Below are 16149 nucleotides of genomic sequence, written 5' to 3'. Positions count from 1 at the left end.
AGCGCTTGTTAGGTGCGGTAGGGGTCTGCGTGGGGCGGACGCACGGACGGCCGGTGACCTCCGCGGAGATCACCGGCCGTGCGGTGATGCGCCGCCCCCGTCCCCACGGTGCGGCGCCGGTGGACCGCCCCGTCCGCCGGGCGGGACGGTCCACGTCTGTCAGGACTCAGGCGCCCCCGCCGCGAGTCCGAGGCCCGGGAGGATCGCGCCCTCCACGAACCGGGTCAGATACGCCGCGTCGGCGTGGCGCCCCTCCAGCAGCGGCCGGGCGCGCAGCACCCCGAGCAGCTGGGCCGGGACGAACGCGGCGGCCGGCAGGTCCGCGGGGATCTCGCCCCGCTCCTGGCCGCGCCGGACCATCGTGCCGATCGCCGCGATCTCCGGCACGATCAGCGCCTCGCGCAGCGCGCACAGCAGCTCCGGGCTCTGGAGCGCGGCGTGGCTCAGGGCGTGCATCAGCGGGGTGTCGGCCTCCGACGCCTCCCCGATCGCCCGCGCGGCCTCCAGCAGATCCCCGGCCAGGGTTCCGGTGTCGATGTGCGGCAGCCGCATCCGCCGGGTGCCGTGCAGCGCGGCGACGACCAGCTCCGGCTTGGAGCCCCACTGCCGGTACAGCGTCGACTTCCCGCACCGGGTGCGGGCGGCGACCCCCTCCATGGTCAGCGACTCGTACCCGCTCTCCCGCAGCAGGTCCAGCACCGCCTCGTACAGCTCCCGCGCCCGCTCCGGCGTGATCTTCGACCGGGGGGAGGCGAGGGCTGACTCCGGTCCGGAATCGGGCGAGGGCATGGGCGCTACCTCCTGCGGCGGTGCGGCGAGGTGTTCGATACACCAGTCTACCGATACGCACGTGTACCGATACGACTGCGTATCGGTACACTGGCGTATCGATACGGCGTGGACTGGACCACTCCGTCCTGACACCGCTTCGCATCCAAGGGGGCACCGGGTGACGTACGCCCGCACCGAGCCCACGGACCAGGAGCCGGACATACGTGCCCGACCGCCCCTCGTCCGCGAGTTCCTTCTCGTGGCCGGACTCTTCGTGGTCTACAAACTCGGCCGCGTGGCCGTCGGCGGCGACGCCGGGGAGGCGTTCCGCAACGCGGGGAGCGTCTGGGACCTCGAACGCGCCCTGCGCCTGCCCGACGAGGGGGCCGTCCAGGGCCTGCTGCTGCACGGCGAGCCCCTGATCCACGCGGCGAACACCTACTACGCCGCCGTGCACTTCCCGGCCACGGTTCTCTTCCTGGTCTGGCTCTACCGGCGCCGCCCCCGCCACTACCTCTGGGCGCGCCGTGTCCTCGCCGCGCTCACCGCCGCCGCCCTCGTGCTGCACCTGCTCTTTCCGCTGGCTCCGCCCCGGTTGCTCCCGGCCGCCGCACTGACCGACACCGGGCAGGTCTACGGCCCGACGGTCTACGGGCAGAGCCCCGCGACGGACACCATGGCGAACCAGTTCGCGGCGATGCCCTCGCTGCACGTCGGCTGGGCGGTCATGGTCGCCGTCGGGCTGATCGCCGCCTCCCGCTCCCGGTGGCGCTGGGTGTGGCTGCTGCACCCGGCGCTCACGCTCCTGGTCGTGGTGGGCACGGCGAATCACTACTGGCTGGACGCGATCGTGGCCGGCGCGCTGCTCGCGCTCGCACTGGCCGTGATCCGGCCGCCACTGCCCGCCGGGGCGACCGCCGCCGGGCCGCGCGGTGCGGTGCCCACGGCCGGCCCGGCCGCCGTACGGTTCGCCGCGTCGCTTGCCGCGCCGGTCGTCGCATCACCCGGCGCGGCGGTCGGCGGGCCGCCCGTCCCGGAGCCCGGAGCACCAGTTGGGGCGCCGGTCGTCGCGTCGCCCGGTGGGCCGCTCGTCCCGGAGTCCGGACCTGCTGCGGAGCCCGTGTCCGAGACCGTCGCGAGCGGGGTCGCCCGATGAGCGCCACCCTGATCGCCGTCGTCCTGTCCCTCGTCTCCGCCGGGGCCTACGCGGCCGCCGCCGTCGCGCAGTCCCGGCTCGCCGGGCGCACCGAGCCCTCGGCGGGAGGGCTGCGGCTGCTGGGCCGGGGCGCGTGGTGGTCGGCGGTGGGCCTCAACGCGGCGGGCGCGCTGCTGCACGTCGCCGCGCTCAACTTCGGACCGCTCACCCTGGTCCAGCCGCTCGGCGCGCTCACTCTCGTCGTCGCCGTGCCGCTCGGCGCGCGCGCCGCGGGACGCCGGGTCGGCCGCGTCGAGTGGCGGGGCACGGTCCTCACCCTGCTCGGCCTCGGCGCGCTGCTCCTGACCGCGGGCGGCTCCGCCCCGCACGACACCCTGACCCTGCCCGAGGCGCTCGGCGTGGGGGCGGCGACCATGGCCGTCGTCGCCGGGCTCGGCCGCCCGGGGGCCCGCCCGGGGCTGCGGCACGCGGCGGCCTCCGGAATCACCTCCGGCGTCGCCTCGGCGCTCACCCAGACCCTCACGGTCGCCGTCACCGACCACGCGGGCGGCCCGCTGTTCGACTGGCGGCTGCTGACGGTGGCGCTGCTCGTCTCCGCCTTCGCCATGGGCGGTCTGCTGCTGTCCCAGACCGCCTACCGGGGTGGCCTCGGCGCGCCGCTCGCCGTCGTCACCCTCGCCAATCCGGTCGCCGCCGCCGCGATCGGCCTGGCCCTGCTCGGCGAACGTCTCCAGGGCGGCCCGGTCAGCCTGGTGCTCGCGCTCCTCGGCACGGTCGCCGCCGCCCGCGGGGTGATCCTGCTCAGCCGGGCCCAGCCGCGCGGCACGGAACCCGGGCGGGCGCCCGGCGTGCCCTCCCCGGCCGGAGCGGTCCCGCCCCGGGTCGTCATCGGCGCCCCCCGCCGCGCGGCGGACGGTCCGACGGCAGGCCCTGTCCTTCCAGGTCTGCGATCGCCCGGCCCGGCCGGCCGGTCCGGAACGTCTCCCGGCCGATGCCGCCCCGCGGCACGAGAAGCCGCGGCTGTTCTTCTCCGGTCGTCCGGGCGGGGGTGACGTCCCGCTCTCGCGGTCGTGCGACGACGGGCCCGTCTCCCGTACGGCGTAACCGGCCGGGCCCGCCCGCCCCGGGCCGACGAGAGTGGAACGCGTACGCGATGCCCCTTCGTCACGGGAGTTCCCATGGCCAGCCTCAACCGGCGTGATCTCGGTCTGCTCGCTCTGCGGGTCGGCACCGGCGCGGTGCTCGCCGCCCACGGCAGCCAGAAACTGGCCGGGTGGTTCGGCGGCGGCGGAATCCAGGGGACCACGGCCGCGATGGAGGCGATGGGGTTCCATCCGCCCCGGCACAGCGCCGTGGCCGCCGGACTCGGGGAAGCGGGCGGCGGAGCGCTGCTGGCCCTCGGGCTCGCCACCCCGGCGGCGGGCGCTGCCGCCGCCGGAGCCATGGCCGGGGCGGTGGCCGTGCACGCTCCGGCGGGCTTCTTCGCCCAGGGCGGGGGCTACGAGTACCCGGCCTTCCTCGGCTTCACCGCCGCCGCCATCGGCCTGTCCGGCCCCGGGCGCTACTCGGTCGACCATGCCACCCGCCATGTCTTCGACCGGCCGTGGATGGTCGCGCTGGCCTTCGCGGGCAGCGCGGTCGCCGCCGCGGCCGTGGTCGGCAAGCGGGCGAAGGACCAGGCCGCCGAGGGGCAGGGGGAGGAGTCCTGACCCGTCGGGACCTCTCCCTCCGCCCGCGTCCGTGTACGGCGATCGTGCCCCCGCGTCCGGCTACGCCGTACCGGCTCCCGCGTCCGCCTTCGGCTTCACCGCCGCGTCCTCACGGCTCAGGGCACCTGGCCACCAGGCCCTGGGCCCGATGTCCCGGACCAGCGCGGGGACGAGCAGTGACCGCACGACCAGCGTGTCCAGCAGCACGCCGAACGCGACGATGAACGCGATCTGCACCAGGAACGCCAGCGGGATGATGCCGAGCGCCGCGAACGTGGCGGCGAGCACCACCCCGGCCGAGGTGATGACCCCGCCGGTCGCGGTCAGCCCGCGCAGGATGCCCTCCCGGGTGCCGTGGCGCAGCGACTCCTCCCGGACCCGGGACATCAGGAAGATGTTGTAGTCGACGCCCAGGGCGACCAGGAAGACGAACCCGTACAGCGGCACCGAGGAGTCCGTACCGCTGAAGCCGAACACATGGGTGAAGACCAGCGAGGAAATACCCAGTGTGGCCAGGAAGTTGAGGGCCACCGTCACCACCAGCAGCACCGGCATCAGCAGCGACCGCAGCAGGAAGACCAGGATCACCAGGATGATCGCCAGCACCACCGGGACGATCAGCGAGCGGTCGTCGGCGGCCGTGCGCTGGGTGTCGTACTGCTGGGCGGTGTAGCCCCCGACCAGGGCGTCCGCCTCCGGTACGGCGTGCACGGCCTCGCGCAGCGCGGCCACCGCGGACTTGGCCGCGTCGCTGTCGGCCGCGTCGGCGAGCGTCGCGTCGATCCGCACCCGCCCGTCCACGACGAGGGGCGCACCGCCGCCGGGGCGTCCGCTCTCGGTGACGGGGGCGGCCGAGGCCACGCCGTCGGTACGCGTCGCGGCGGTAGACACCTCCTTCAGCCGGTCCGCCGCCGCGATGATCACCGCCGGGTTGCCGGAGCCCCCGGGGAAGTGCTCGCCCAGCGTCTTCTGGGCGGACACGGACGGGGCGTCGTTGACGAAGATCTCGTCGAGCGGCACGCCCTTGGAGGTCAGGGTGGGCGCGAACGCGGCGCAGGCGACCAGGGCGGCCAGGGTGACCGCCCACACCTTCCGGGGCGCCCGGTCCACCAGGGAGGCGACGCGGCTCCAGACGCCGTGCCCGCCCGCCTTGTCCTCGGCGGTGCGGGGCTTGGCGGGCCAGTACGCCTTGCGGCCGAGCAGTACCAGGACGGCGGGCAGGAAGGTGAGGGCGCTCAGCACCGCGCAGACGATGCCGATCGCGCCGACCGGGCCCAGGGCGCGGTTGTTGGTGAGGTCGCTCAGCAGCAGGGCGAGCAGGCCGAGCGCCACCGTGGCGGCGCTGGCCGTGATCGGCCCGAAGGACTCGCGCAACGCGGCCCGCATCGCCGCGAACCGGTCGCCGTGGACGGCCAGTTCCTCCCGGAAGCGGGCGGTGAGCAGCAACGCGTAGTCCGTCGCCGCCCCGATCACCAGAATGGAGAGGATGCCCTGCACCTGGCCGTCGACGCGCACGATGTCGTGATCGGCGAGGGCGTAGACGATCGCGCAGGCCAGCCCGAGGGCGAACACGGCCCCGATGATGATCACGAACGGCAGCAGCACGCTGCGGTACACCAGCAGCAGGATGACCAGCACGGTGCCCAGCGCCACCGCGAGGAGCAGCCCGTCGATCCCGGCGAAGGCGTCCGACAGGTCGGCCTGACTCGCTGCCGGGCCCGCCACCTGCGCCGAGGTCCCCGCGACGGAGTCCCCGGCCTTCCCGATCCGCTCCAGGACCTCGGGCAGCTTGTCCCCGAGGTCCGGGCTCAGCTGGACGACGCCCTGGAGGGCCAGGCCGTCCTCCGAGGGGAGCGCGGGGGAGGGGCGGCCCACGACGCCCTCCGTCCCGGAGAGCGATTCCAGGGCCCGCGTCGCCTCGGCGCGCTGGGCTCCGCTCACCGCCCCGCCCTCGTCGGAGGCCGTCCAGACCAGGATCGCGGGCAGTGTCTCGTTCTGCTGGAACGCCTTCTGCGCGTCGATGACCTGTGTCGACTCGGCGTTCTGGGGCAGGAACGCGGCCTGGTCGTTGGTGGCGACCTCGCCCAGCTTCCCCGCGTACGGGCCGAGCCCGCCGCCGATGCCGAGCCAGGCGATGAGCAGGACGACGGGGATCAGCCAGCGGGCCGACCGTGCAGCGGTGAACATGCCTCTCCCGGGGATGGTGAAACTGTCTCAGCGATAAACAATCTCAATCGTTGAAATACATTAGCGGAGTCCCCGGCGACGGAAGGTGCGGGGGCTGGGGCGGTACGCGGCGGGGGTGCGCGAGGCATACGCGCGGCCCGCGCGGGCGCGGGCTCAGTGGCCGGGGGAGGGGTGCGGGGAAGCCGGGGGCGCCGGAGGCGGGTCCTCGGCCGTGGCCAGTTCCTCGTTCATAGCGACGAGGAACCGCAGGACGGTCGACAGCTCCGCCTGGCTGAACCGGTCTCTCGCCCGCGCGGTGGCCCGCGCGAGGGGCATGAAGTAGTCCCGGGCGACCAGCCGGGCACTCGACTGGTAGCGCACATGGACCACCCGGCGGTCGGAGCTCTCCCGTACCCGGCGGATGTGCCCCGCCCGCTCCAGCCGGTCCAGACACGCCGTCACCGCGCCGGAGGTCAGTCCCAGGTGCTCGCGCAGGGCGCCCGGGGTCAGCGGGGCGGGGGCGTCGAGGACGGCGGCCAAGGCGCTCACATCCGTGGGGTGCAGCTGCTGGTGGGACGCGAAACCGTGCGTCATCCGGTTGATCTCGCCGTTCATCCGGCGGAGCTCGACCGCGAACGCCTGGAGATCGGCAAGAGCCCCGGAGTCCGGGGCGCCGCCCCCGGTCGGTCGGCCGTCAGCGCTGGTCACCCGCCCAGCGTATAGAACCGGGTGGGGAACTGGTGTGCACGGGCCGTGCCCGGACCGCGGGGCGGTCCGGGCACGTACGAGGGGGGCGGTCGCCCGCCGGGGTCACGACGGCATGAGCACCGTGTCGATCAGGTTGACCGTGGCGTTGGCCGTCGGCACGTTGCCACAGACGATCTTCGCGGAGTCGTTCACCGTGTACGAGGTGCCGGAACCCTTCGTGGTCAGGTTGCTGCCTTCCAGCGTCTTGTACGAGCCGTCCGCCAGCTGCTTCGTCGTCAGCTTCTCTCCCACCACGTGGTAGGTCAGCACCTTGGTGAGTTCGGCCTTGTTGTTGAGCAGCTTGTCCAGGTCCGCCTTCGGGATCTTCTTGAAGGCGTCGTTCGTCGGTGCGAACACCGTGACGTTCTTGGCGTTGTTGAGGGTGTCCACCAGGCCGGCCTTCTTGACGGCGCTGACCAGGGTGGAGAGTTCGGGGTTGTTGGAGGCGGCCGTGGCGACCGGATCCTTGGCCATGCCCTGGAGACTGCCCGGACCCTCGGAGGGGACGGAGGAACAGGCCGGGCCGAACGGTTCGGCCGGCGTCTGCGCCTGCGCCTGCGGTGCGAGGAAGGCCAGTGAGGCGGGCAGAGCGAGAGCCGCGGCAGCCGCAGCGGTGCGCTGCAAGCGGGTGATGGTCATGATGTCTCCTCCGGCGAGCGGGGGTCCTGATCCGTCGTATCCACGCTCACGCGGATCCGCCCGTCGTGCCTGCCGCGTCGTTTCTGCGTCGAAATGCCCGTGCCGCCGCGGTCGTCCGGAAGCGCGAGGCGCATCGAAACGCCGGACAGGGGCATCCGGCATCTCATGACTACCCGTTCAGCAGCAGCGCAGGGACGCGGCCAGGCACGGCGTGCCGCGAACAGTAACGCGATCGAAATGGGAGGCCGTGCCGGATTCGTCGCCCGTGGGGTCATCTACGTTCTCGTGGGCGCCCTCGCCCTGCGCATCGCCCTCTCCGGGGGCGGCGGTAAAGAGGCGGACCGCGGCGGCGCCGTCGCGGAGATAGCCGAGAAGCCCTTCGGAACCGTCCTGCTGTGGATCCTGGGCATCGCCGTCGTGGGCATGGCCCTGTGGCGGCTGTCCGAGGCGCTGTTCGGCGGGGCCGGACCCGATGAGGACAAGCCGGCCAAGCGGGCCATGGCGGCCGGGCGTGCCGTCTTCTACGCCTTCGTCGCCTACTCCGTGCTGTCCTTCGCCGCCGGAGACTCCGGCAGCGGCGGCGGCTCGTCCGACCAGCAGTCCCAGGACGTCACCGCCAAGGCGCTCGAATGGCCGGCCGGTCAGTGGATCGTCGGCATCGGCGGCGCGGTCGTGGCCGGTGCGGGGCTCTGGATCGCCGTCCGGGCCATCATGCGGAAGTACCACAAGCACCTGAAGATGTCGCAGATGTCGCAGAAGGTGCGCCGCGCCGTCGACATCACCGGAGTGTTCGGCGGGGCGGCGCGCGGCAGCGTCTTCGCCGCGGCGGGCGCCTTCGCCATCGCCGCCGCCGTCAAGCACGAGCCCGACCAGTCCAAGGGGATGGACGACACCCTGCGCTCGTTCACCGACACCCCCGTCGGTCCGTGGCTGCTGGTCGTCATCGCTCTCGGACTGATCGCCTTCGGCGTCTTCTCCTGGTTCAACGCCCGTTACCGCAAGGTCTGAGCGGACCGGCCCCGCAGGGGGCCGCTCGCCGCCGCCGCGCCCCTGTGCGCGGCGGCGGCTTCTTGTGCCGCCTGCTCGGGGTGGCGGCGGCGCCAGTACGGGTTGTCGTGCGGCAGACCGCCGGTCACCCGCCCGTACATGCCGAACGTGAGGATCAGCAGCCCCATCACGAAGCTGAAGATGACGTTCGCCATGCTGAAGTCCAGGATGTTCGCGGACCGGTCCAGGATGAAGATGTGGACGAAGCCGCTGAGGACGAAGAGCGCGCCGACGACCATGTTCACCGAGGACGCGACGTTGCCGCCGACCGCGGCCCCGGCGATCAGCAGGGCGCCGACGACCAGCGAGATCACGCTGAGAAGCCCGTTGGACGACAGTCCGGCGATCCGGTCGCCGGACGTGTTGAAGAAGCTCAGCTGATTCGCGAAGCCCAGAATCCCGAACGTCACCAGGATCGCCCCGCACAGACCGCCGCCGATCCGGTACACCGCCGCCAACCGGTGGTCGACGGGCAGCTCGTCCCTCAGTTTCATGACCGTCTCCTCGTCACCTCGTATCGCGGACCCAGGCGCCGCGGCCCCCTCGCGGTCTACGGCGTGCCGCGGCGTCCGTGATCAACAGGGAACAGCGGCCCTGGCCGCCGGGCAACACGCATCGGTTGTGCGTCGTATGGTGGATTTATGAACGTATCAGCCGATTTCCTGCCGGAAGTCTCGGCGGAAGGGGGCGTGACCACCGGGGAGGTCGCTCGTCTCCTCGGTGTCGCGCCCACCACCCTCCGCTCCTGGGACCGCCGCTACGGCATCGGCCCGGCCGCGCGACAGGGCGGTCGGCACCGGCGCTGGACGGCCGCGGACGTCGACGTCCTGCGGACCATGTGCCGACTGACGTCCGCGGGCACGCCACCCGCGGAGGCCGCCCGTGCCGCCCGCGCCGGAGTGGACCCACCCGCCGGGCGCGTCTCCCGGGCCCCCGGCCCGCTTCCGCTGGGCAGGGCCCGCCAGGAGTGCCGGGGGCTGGCCCGCGCGGCGGTCCGGCTGGACTCCCAGGCCATGGACGAACAGCTCACGGCGGTGCTCGACCGGTACGGCCTGCCCGCGGCGTGGGACGAGGTGATGATGCCGACCCTGCACTCCGTGGGGCGCAAGTGGGAGACGGCGGGGGAGCGGTACATCGAGGTCGAGCACCTGCTGTCGTGGCACGTCTCCGGCGCGCTGCGCAAGGTGTCGCCGCGGCGGCCGCCCGTGGTGGGTGCGGGCCTCTCCCTGCTGGCCTGCGCCCCCGGCGAGAGCCACACCCTCGCCCTGGAGGCGCTCGCCGCCACCCTCGTCCAACAGGCTCTGCCCGTCCGGATGTTCGGTGCCGCCCTGCCCGCCGACGCGCTGGAGGAGGCCGTACGGCGCACCGGTCCCGACGCGGTGGTGCTCTGGGCCCAGTCCCGGGCCACGGCGGACCGCGCGCTCGTGGCCCGGGTCGAGGCGATCGAGTGGGGCGTACGCGGGGCCCGGCGGCGGCCCGCCGTCCTGGTGGCCGGTCCCGGCTGGACCGGGCGGCAGCCGCCGGAGACCCGGCACCCCTGCGGGCTGACCGAGGCGTTCGCCGCGCTCGCCGCGGTCGGCTCCCGCTGAGCGGTCCCGGCGGGTGCCGACCCGGGGCGCGCGGCCGGGGGGTGCTGCCGCGGGCCGCGCCGGGCAACACCCCCCCGTCAGGCGCCGTTCCGTGTCACCCTGGCCCAGGAGGGGCGGCCCCCGCACCGAACGGTCTCGGCGGTCAGGCCAGGTGCCCTCGGCCGCCGGACACCCGGAAGGTGCTCAGTACGGCCTTGTGATCGGTCGGCCAGGTCCAGTCCGGCTCCCAGAACCTGTCCCGGCCGGTCTCCCGGACCCGTTCGTTGCGCACGATCGTGGAGGCGGGGCCCACGATCACGCTGTCGAGAAGACGGAGCCGCCGGTCGGGGTGGTAGAAGACGTAGTCGATCCGGTCCCGCTCGTCGGCCTTCGGGGCCCAGGTGAGCTCTCCGGTCTCGGCTCCCGGGTTGTCGCTCGGCCAGGTGAACCCGGGGGAGCGCACCGGGTCGGGGTGGATCTCGCGGTAGCTGTCGCGGAACCCGGCCTTCTCGATGGCCTTGGTCGTCGACCACTCGACGACGGTGCCGTTGTGGTCGAACAGATGCCGCGTCCGACGGGTCCAGTCCCGGTGCGACGGCTCGTTGAAGTCACCGGCCAGCAGGGTGAGCCGTCCCCGGCGGCGCTCCCGGGCGGCGTCCGCGAGGACCGTCCGCGTCACCTCGGTGCGGCCGGAGGCCTCGTTGAGCCGCTTGATGAGGCCGACATCGGTGATCGGGCCGGTCGGGATCTCGTCCCACCCGTACTCCGAGGTCTCCAGCGGCGGCGGCGTGCCGCCGCCGTAGCCGCGCGGCAGGTAGTTGACGTAGTAGCGGTACTCCAGGTGCCCGGAGTAGGCGGCGATCTCGGTGCCGCCGACCGAGATGACCGCCTTCGACCAGGACGGGAAGGAGGCGTGCTCGATGACCGGGTAGCGGGAGATCACCCCGGGGTCCCCCGGGTTGGCGTTGTCGAAGTAGGTCAGGCCGCGGTCGGCGAGGTCCGACAACAGGTGGGCGACCCGCTCCTGGTCCGACTCGCTGAGCATGACCACGTCGGGCTCGACCGCCGCGACGGTGTCCGCGATCCCGGCCCGCCCGCCCGGCACCCGGCTGCCGCCCTGCCAGATGTTGAACTGGAGAACCTTCAGCTTCCGGTGCGAGGGCCGGTGCCGGTCCGCCGTGCCGCCGCGCGTGACGGCCTCGGCGCTGCCCGCGCCCAGCACGCCCGCGCCCAGGGCCGCTCCTGCCATTCCGAGTATCTCTCGGCGCTTTACCATCGCTTACCTCAACCTCTGGTCGGTCGCCGCCCGAGCGCCGTTCGGCCCGGACTGTGACGAAGTGTCGATATGTGCCGCGTCCACGGGATGAACCCGGACTGGATTCCGCATGTCGTTCGCACGCCGCGCACCCGCGTCCGGCCGGCGGCCACCGGCCAGGGGAGGCAGACCGAAGTGTTCCTCATCGGGGCGCGTTCCGGTCACCGTTCGGTCGGCTACTCTCCGGCCGGGTCCCGCGTCCTGCGATCGGCGGCGGCCGCGGAGCGCACCAGGAGGCGGGATGCGGGAACGTGTGGAGGAACGGCACCGGCGGATACTGGAGATCGTGCGGGAGCGCGAAGGTCTCCGGGTCACCGAACTCGCCACGGCGCTCGGCGTCTCCGTGGAGACCGCCCGCAGGGACGTGACCGCACTCGCGGCCGTCGGCCGGGTGCGGCGACTGCACGGCTCGGTGTCCTGGCCCGCCGCACCGCTCAACGCCCGCGACGCGCGGCTGGCCCGCCACCGGGCTCCGTCGCCGCCGCTCAGCGGCCTCGTCCTGGGGATGCTCGTTCCCACGGCCGACTACTTCTACCGCTCGATCATCCGGGGCGCCCGGGACGCCGCCACGGCCGCCGGGGCCCGGCTGCTGGTCGGCATCACCGACTACCGGCAGGACCGTGACGCACGGCAGACCAGGAACCTGATCAAGGCCGGGGCGGACGGTCTCGTCCTCACGCCCGGCTGGGGTGTGTACGGCCCCGCCGAGGAGGAGGCGGCGGCGATCGCGGAACTCCGGACGCCGCTGGTGCTGGTGGAGCGCCGGATACCGCTGGGTCTGGCGGCCCTCGGCCTGGACCGGGTGGCATCGGACCACGCCGGGGGAGCGACCGCGGCGGTGCACCACCTGGCCGGCCTCGGGCACGAGCGCGTCGCGATGATGTCCCGAACGACCCACACCTGGCCCCACATCCGCCGCGGCTACCGGGCCGCCGTCGAGGCGCTCGGTCTTCCCGACGACGACCTCTCCCTGCAACAGGGCTCCCGCGCGGGGCACTTCGACGACTTCGAGACGTGTGCCGACCGCCTCCTGGAGCGCGTCGACTCCGGGGAGGTGCGGGCCGCCGTCGTCCATACCGACTCCGACGCGGTCAACCTGCTCCAGCGGCTGCTGGCCCACGGTGTGCGGGTGCCCGAGGAGTTCGCGCTCGTCAGCTACAACGACGAGATCGCCGGTCTCGCGGATGTGCCGCTGACCGCGGTCTCCCCCGCGAACCACGCGGTCGGGGAGAGCGCGGTCACGCTCCTGCTGCGCCGTATCGAGGACCCCGGAGCCCAGAGCTCGACCGTGGAGTGGCTGCCCCGACTCGTCGTCCGGCGGTCCTGCGGAGCCCCCGCGAAGGACCGGACGCCCCAGGCGTGACCGACTACTGACCGTTTCCGCGGCGCGCCTTGACGCCGCTTCCACGCGAACCGGAAGCTGCGGACCGGCTCCCCCCACGCCCCCCACCTCCGAGGAGAGACCAGACCGTGCGACGCAGCGACGTACGAACCACCCTCCGCAACCTCCTGGCCCCGGCCGCCATCGCCTCGGCCATGGCCCTCCTGGCGGCCTCACCGGCCCATGCCGCCGTCCTGTGGACGGCCGACCCCGCCTCCGGCACGGGCAGCTTCTCCTACACCGCCTGTGACGGCGGGTCGATCACCACCCACGACGGGAACGACGGCCACGGCCCCGTCTTCCGACTGGACAAGCCGACCGGGTCCGACCGCTGCGAGGTCGCCGGTGCGGCAGGCCGCACCTGGAGCAACGACACCACGTACTGGTGGGGCTGGAAACTCCGGACGAGCACGCCCGACGCCCAGACCGTCTTCCAGTGGAAGTCGTGGGGCACCGGCGAGGAGCAGCAGCAGAACTACCCGGTGCTCATGAAGGTGGAGGACGGCCGGCTGAAGATCTGGTACGTCGCGCCGGGCGAGGTCTGGAAGCCGGTCGGCAGCAAGGAGTGGACGACCACCGGCTACCACAAGATCGAACTGGGCATCACCACCCGCTCGGACAACACCGGTTCGTTCGCGCTCTACGTCGACGGGTCCCTCGTCGTCGACCAGCGCTCCGTCCGCACCTGGGACGACCGGGGCAACAATCCCCGCTGGGGGACGTACGGTTCCGCCATCGGCGACGTCGACTCCACGGTCTGGATAGACGACTTGAGGCTGGGGCAGACCCGCGCCGACGTCGACTGACGCTACATCCCGCTCCCTCATCCGGCCCGATCAGTGAGACACCCCCTGGCCCACCCCGCCGGGAGGGGCGGCCGGTGACGCCACGCCCGCGAGGACACCGAGGGCCGCGGCGGTGGTCCAGTCGATGAGCTCCTCGCGGTCGGCCTCCAGCTCGCCGGTGAGCCAGCTGTCGACAAGGCGCAGAACGGCGCCCATCGCCGCCAGCGCGGCCGCTCGCGCGCGGGCGTCACCCAGCAACACATCGAGGCCGTTCGACACCGCCCGGCGGGTGGCCTCCGGCAGGGGTGGGCGGGGCTGCGCTCCACGGCCCCGTGCGTGTGTGTAGGGCGAACGCCTTGACCAGGGGGAAGCGACCACAGGGAGGTTCCGCACCGTCGGCGATCGCCGCCGGAGCGATCAGGGGCCGGTCAGTGCGACGGCGGCGCTGATGATCCTGCCGCCGGTGGGCAGGGCCTGGACATCGACCTGGTGGGCGACCCGGTTGACCACCGACCAGAACGCGCTCCCCAATCCCGCACGCCCGTGGTCCAACGGGTGCGGAAAGCGAGGCAGGTCCGCGTCGCAGGGGTCGGTCACCACGATGGTGATCTCGTTGGTGTGCAGAAGGCACACGAGGAGGCACTCCCGGGAGGATCCGGTGTGATGGTGCACATGACCCACGAGCTCGGAGGCGACGAGTGAGGCGTCCATCGCCCGTGCGTGGTGTGCCGGACGCAGCGACACGTCCGGGGAGCACAACAGGGGATAGAGCGCGAACTCCACCTCCCGGCGGGCCTCGGCCGCCGACTCCGGCCGACTCACCAGGACCCCGTCCGCTCGGTCTCCCCACATGACGTCGTACCCCCGGGCTCTCAGGACGCGGAGGGCAGGGGCGCGACGCCGGAGGGGGCGACCCGTTCTGCGGGCTTCAGCCGCAGCGGGACGGCGACCGTCCTCATGCGGTCCGAGGGGGTACGCAGAATCCTTTCCGCAGCGTGCAGGGCGTCCTGCACGTTACGGGTTCCGGTGGTGACGCACAGTGTGTACGACACATCCTCCAAGCTCCGGTTCCGACCGTTCGCGGAGTCCTTGGAGTGTTCCAGCCGCAGTTCGTTGTAGCGGGTCAGCAGGGAGCGCACCGTTTCGGGGCGGGGCATCAGCATGTGTCACCATCCGTCGCATGAGGGGGGTCCCACACCTTGTGCCCCTTCTCCGCACCCTCACCCTATTGATCATGGTCCCGATGGGCCAGAGGGGGCCGGGGCACGCGACGGACGACCGGAACCGAGCGCATTTCCGGCGAGACCGCCACCCGGCCCGGCACCGGAGCCGGGCCGGGCGGCAGTCGTCAGACCTGCCCCGCTCCCCTGACGGGCAGGCGAGCCGTCCCGCGGGCAGGATGAGCCGGAGCAGGCCCGAGCGGATCCCGAAGGGGCTTGATCCGTCCGGTCAGTTGCCACCGGAGGGGAGGTCGGGCAGGTCGTGCGGCGCACTCGCTACCTGGGTCAGTTTCGCCGTCAGGGGCTTGAGCGGCGGCGCCGTGAGGACCTTGTCGGCGAGATGGCGCAGAGCCAGCCCGGTACGGGTCTGCGGGTAGGCGAACTTCTTCATGCCCGGCGGGAGTTTCTGGACGTCCTCGACCAGGGGCCGCATCCACTTCTCGTACGCCCGCAGGGCGGCTTCGGTGTCCTCGGGACGGGAGGCGAGCTCTGCCGCCAGTACGTAGCCGCTGGTCAGAGCGAGCGACGCCCCGCCCCCGCCCATCGGCGTGACGCACCAGCCGGCGTCGCCCGCCACCACGACGCGGCCCCTGTGCCAGGTCGTCATCCTGATCTGGGTGAGCTGGTCGATGTAGACGTCGTCGGAGGTGCCGAAGGCCTCGACGATGCGGGGGGCCTCCCACCCGGCGTCGGCGTACCGGTCCCGGACGCGTGCCAGGGCGTCCTCCCGGTCGAGTCCGGTCAGGTCGTCCCCGGGGCTGAAGGAGAGGATGGCGCGGGTGGTGCCGTGACGGTCGGGCCTCAGGTGGATCTGGCGGCCGCGGGTGGTGGTGTGCCAGCGCCACCGGTCGTCGTCGTCGGCCGTGCGGGGAATGGTGCCGAAGACCATCGTCACGTCGAGATCGTTCCTGGTGATGCCGTCCTCCGCGAACACCCGGTCCCGTGTCGCCGAGCGCACGCCCTCGGCGATCACCAGGAGTTCGCAGCCCAGTTCCCTTCCCCGGGACGTCACGATGTCGACGCCCCGACCGTGGTCACTGACGGTCTCGATGACGTCGTCGTAGAGGAACGCGACGCCGGGCGGCAGATGGTCGTGGATGGTGCGGGCCAGGTCGCCGCGCAGTACCTCCAGCTCGGCCGTGGCTCCGTCCGGGCCCCCGGAGGGCAGCTCGGCGGTCACCTTGCCGTCCGCGTCGACGAAAACCGTCCCCGTCTCCGTGGTGTTCTGCCGCTTCACCGCCTCGAACAACCCCATGCGGTGCAGGACTTCCCGCGCGACGCCCCGCACATCGACGTTCTGTCCTCCGTCGCGGAACTCCTGCGCACGTTCGATGACCGTGACCTGCCATCCGAGCCTCCTCAGCCAGAACGCGGCTGACAGACCGGCGATACTCGCTCCGGAAACCACCGCACGACGTCCACCCACGAGACTTCTCCTCTCCTCGGCGATCCCCACCCCGGCCGGGTGCTCCCACGACGTGCGTGCCCGGGGACCAGGCCTCACCTACCCCCGAGCCGCACCGGGGCAACACCTGCTCGTACCAGGTGGCCGGGGAGCGGATGCCGCGATTCCGGAGCCTGGAGGGGGGCGGACGCCTTCGGGACCGCTGCGGACTCAGCCGTTCGGCGGCACAGGCATGCGCTT

General features: G+C 72.9%; 17 protein-coding genes. 7 read left to right on the top strand and 10 right to left on the bottom strand.

What is annotated here, in order from left to right:
* Window positions 1-159 precede the first annotated feature (159 nt).
* Window positions 160-789, bottom strand: coding sequence for a TetR/AcrR family transcriptional regulator (locus tag ACIRRU_RS24310; RefSeq protein ID WP_403683822.1), 630 nt, complete (start codon window positions 787-789; stop codon window positions 160-162).
* 160 nt (window positions 790-949) lie between these two features.
* Here ACIRRU_RS24310 and ACIRRU_RS24305 point away from each other — a divergent pair, with 160 nt between their 5' ends.
* The 3 genes from ACIRRU_RS24305 (at window position 950) to ACIRRU_RS24295 (ending at window position 3636) form a co-directional block, all read left to right on the top strand.
* Window positions 950-1927 (top strand): phosphatase PAP2 family protein, encoded by a 978-nt coding sequence (locus ACIRRU_RS24305; protein ID WP_403683820.1) that lies wholly within the window; start codon window positions 950-952, stop codon window positions 1925-1927.
* Entirely contained in the window at window positions 1924-2979 is a 1056-nt protein-coding gene (locus ACIRRU_RS24300) for a DMT family transporter (RefSeq protein ID WP_403683819.1), read from the top strand. The genes ACIRRU_RS24305 and ACIRRU_RS24300 overlap by 4 nt, the downstream gene beginning before the upstream one ends.
* A gap of 126 nt (window positions 2980-3105) precedes the next feature.
* Window positions 3106-3636: a DoxX family protein gene (locus ACIRRU_RS24295; RefSeq protein ID WP_403683817.1), complete on the top strand. Its 531-nt coding sequence runs from the start codon at window positions 3106-3108 to the stop codon at window positions 3634-3636.
* 60 nt (window positions 3637-3696) lie between these two features.
* Here ACIRRU_RS24295 and ACIRRU_RS24290 read toward each other — a convergent pair whose 3' ends face one another.
* The 3 genes from ACIRRU_RS24290 to ACIRRU_RS24280 form a co-directional block, all read right to left on the bottom strand.
* Window positions 3697-5823: an MMPL family transporter gene (locus tag ACIRRU_RS24290; RefSeq protein ID WP_403683815.1), complete on the bottom strand. Its 2127-nt coding sequence runs from the start codon at window positions 5821-5823 to the stop codon at window positions 3697-3699.
* A gap of 153 nt (window positions 5824-5976) precedes the next feature.
* Window positions 5977-6510: a MarR family winged helix-turn-helix transcriptional regulator gene (locus tag ACIRRU_RS24285; protein WP_403683813.1), complete on the bottom strand. Its 534-nt coding sequence runs from the start codon at window positions 6508-6510 to the stop codon at window positions 5977-5979.
* A gap of 102 nt (window positions 6511-6612) precedes the next feature.
* Window positions 6613-7188, bottom strand: coding sequence for a fasciclin domain-containing protein (locus ACIRRU_RS24280; protein WP_363199984.1), 576 nt, complete (start codon window positions 7186-7188; stop codon window positions 6613-6615).
* 165 nt (window positions 7189-7353) lie between these two features.
* On the opposite strand from ACIRRU_RS24280, the gene ACIRRU_RS24275 reads away from it, so the two are divergent.
* A complete protein-coding gene (locus ACIRRU_RS24275; protein ID WP_403683811.1) occupies window positions 7354-8196 on the top strand; it encodes a DUF1206 domain-containing protein in 843 nt (280 codons plus the stop codon).
* Here the strand turns inward: ACIRRU_RS24275 and ACIRRU_RS24270 are convergent.
* Window positions 8181-8729 carry a DUF4383 domain-containing protein gene (locus ACIRRU_RS24270; protein WP_403683809.1) on the bottom strand — a complete coding sequence of 183 codons (549 nt, stop codon included), beginning with the start codon at window positions 8727-8729 and terminating at the stop codon, window positions 8181-8183. The genes ACIRRU_RS24275 and ACIRRU_RS24270 overlap by 16 nt on opposite strands.
* A 147-nt stretch (window positions 8730-8876) precedes the next feature.
* Here ACIRRU_RS24270 and ACIRRU_RS24265 point away from each other — a divergent pair, with 147 nt between their 5' ends.
* The gene (locus ACIRRU_RS24265) at window positions 8877-9824 is read left to right on the top strand and encodes a MerR family transcriptional regulator (protein WP_403683808.1); all 948 of its coding nucleotides are present in this window, start codon (window positions 8877-8879) and stop codon (window positions 9822-9824) included.
* A 142-nt stretch (window positions 9825-9966) separates the two neighbouring features.
* Here ACIRRU_RS24265 and ACIRRU_RS24260 read toward each other — a convergent pair whose 3' ends face one another.
* Window positions 9967-11052, bottom strand: a complete 1086-nt coding sequence (locus tag ACIRRU_RS24260; protein WP_403683807.1) for an endonuclease/exonuclease/phosphatase family protein — start codon at window positions 11050-11052, stop codon at window positions 9967-9969.
* A gap of 307 nt (window positions 11053-11359) precedes the next feature.
* On the opposite strand from ACIRRU_RS24260, the gene ACIRRU_RS24255 reads away from it, so the two are divergent.
* The gene (locus tag ACIRRU_RS24255) at window positions 11360-12481 is read left to right on the top strand and encodes a substrate-binding domain-containing protein (RefSeq protein WP_403683805.1); all 1122 of its coding nucleotides are present in this window, start codon (window positions 11360-11362) and stop codon (window positions 12479-12481) included.
* Between the two features lie 107 nt (window positions 12482-12588).
* Complete coding sequence (locus ACIRRU_RS24250; RefSeq protein WP_403683803.1) at window positions 12589-13305, top strand: heparin lyase I family protein; 717 nt, start codon at window positions 12589-12591, stop codon at window positions 13303-13305.
* Window positions 13306-13335: 30 nt separating this feature from the next.
* Here the strand turns inward: ACIRRU_RS24250 and ACIRRU_RS24245 are convergent, their stop codons facing one another.
* The 4 genes from ACIRRU_RS24245 to ACIRRU_RS24230 form a co-directional block, all read right to left on the bottom strand.
* Window positions 13336-13563 carry a hypothetical protein gene (locus ACIRRU_RS24245; protein WP_403683801.1) on the bottom strand — a complete coding sequence of 76 codons (228 nt, stop codon included), beginning with the start codon at window positions 13561-13563 and terminating at the stop codon, window positions 13336-13338.
* Between the two features lie 138 nt (window positions 13564-13701).
* Window positions 13702-14136 (bottom strand): hypothetical protein, encoded by a 435-nt coding sequence (locus tag ACIRRU_RS24240; RefSeq protein WP_403683800.1) that lies wholly within the window; start codon window positions 14134-14136, stop codon window positions 13702-13704.
* Window positions 14137-14156: 20 nt separating this feature from the next.
* Window positions 14157-14441 (bottom strand): DUF5133 domain-containing protein, encoded by a 285-nt coding sequence (locus tag ACIRRU_RS24235; protein WP_403683798.1) that lies wholly within the window; start codon window positions 14439-14441, stop codon window positions 14157-14159.
* Window positions 14442-14733: 292 nt separating this feature from the next.
* Entirely contained in the window at window positions 14734-15930 is a 1197-nt protein-coding gene (locus tag ACIRRU_RS24230) for an FAD-dependent monooxygenase (protein ID WP_403683797.1), read from the bottom strand.
* Between the last annotated feature and the right edge of the window lie 219 nt (window positions 15931-16149).

This window comes from Streptomyces sp. NPDC101181, assembly GCF_044767975.1.
GTDB lineage: Bacteria > Actinomycetota > Actinomycetes > Streptomycetales > Streptomycetaceae > Streptomyces.
This window is presented reverse-complemented; position numbering and strand designations above follow the sequence as displayed.

What these genes read in the sequence shown, in the direction of transcription:
- ACIRRU_RS24295 (WP_403683817.1), top strand. Translation starts at nt 3,106, where the DNA reads ATGGCCAGCCTCAACCGGCGTGATCTCGGTCTGCTCGCTCTGCGGGTC.
- ACIRRU_RS24240 (WP_403683800.1), bottom strand. Translation starts at nt 14,136, where the DNA reads ATGTGGGGAGACCGAGCGGACGGGGTCCTGGTGAGTCGGCCGGAGTCG.
- ACIRRU_RS24275 (WP_403683811.1), top strand. Translation starts at nt 7,354, where the DNA reads ATGACTACCCGTTCAGCAGCAGCGCAGGGACGCGGCCAGGCACGGCGT.
- ACIRRU_RS24255 (WP_403683805.1), top strand. Translation starts at nt 11,360, where the DNA reads ATGCGGGAACGTGTGGAGGAACGGCACCGGCGGATACTGGAGATCGTG.
- ACIRRU_RS24310 (WP_403683822.1), bottom strand. Translation starts at nt 789, where the DNA reads ATGCCCTCGCCCGATTCCGGACCGGAGTCAGCCCTCGCCTCCCCCCGG.
- ACIRRU_RS24235 (WP_403683798.1), bottom strand. Translation starts at nt 14,441, where the DNA reads ATGCCCCGCCCCGAAACGGTGCGCTCCCTGCTGACCCGCTACAACGAA.
- ACIRRU_RS24270 (WP_403683809.1), bottom strand. Translation starts at nt 8,729, where the DNA reads ATGAAACTGAGGGACGAGCTGCCCGTCGACCACCGGTTGGCGGCGGTG.
- ACIRRU_RS24260 (WP_403683807.1), bottom strand. Translation starts at nt 11,052, where the DNA reads ATGGCAGGAGCGGCCCTGGGCGCGGGCGTGCTGGGCGCGGGCAGCGCC.
- ACIRRU_RS24290 (WP_403683815.1), bottom strand. Translation starts at nt 5,823, where the DNA reads ATGTTCACCGCTGCACGGTCGGCCCGCTGGCTGATCCCCGTCGTCCTG.
- ACIRRU_RS24280 (WP_363199984.1), bottom strand. Translation starts at nt 7,188, where the DNA reads ATGACCATCACCCGCTTGCAGCGCACCGCTGCGGCTGCCGCGGCTCTC.
- ACIRRU_RS24265 (WP_403683808.1), top strand. Translation starts at nt 8,877, where the DNA reads ATGAACGTATCAGCCGATTTCCTGCCGGAAGTCTCGGCGGAAGGGGGC.
- ACIRRU_RS24300 (WP_403683819.1), top strand. Translation starts at nt 1,924, where the DNA reads ATGAGCGCCACCCTGATCGCCGTCGTCCTGTCCCTCGTCTCCGCCGGG.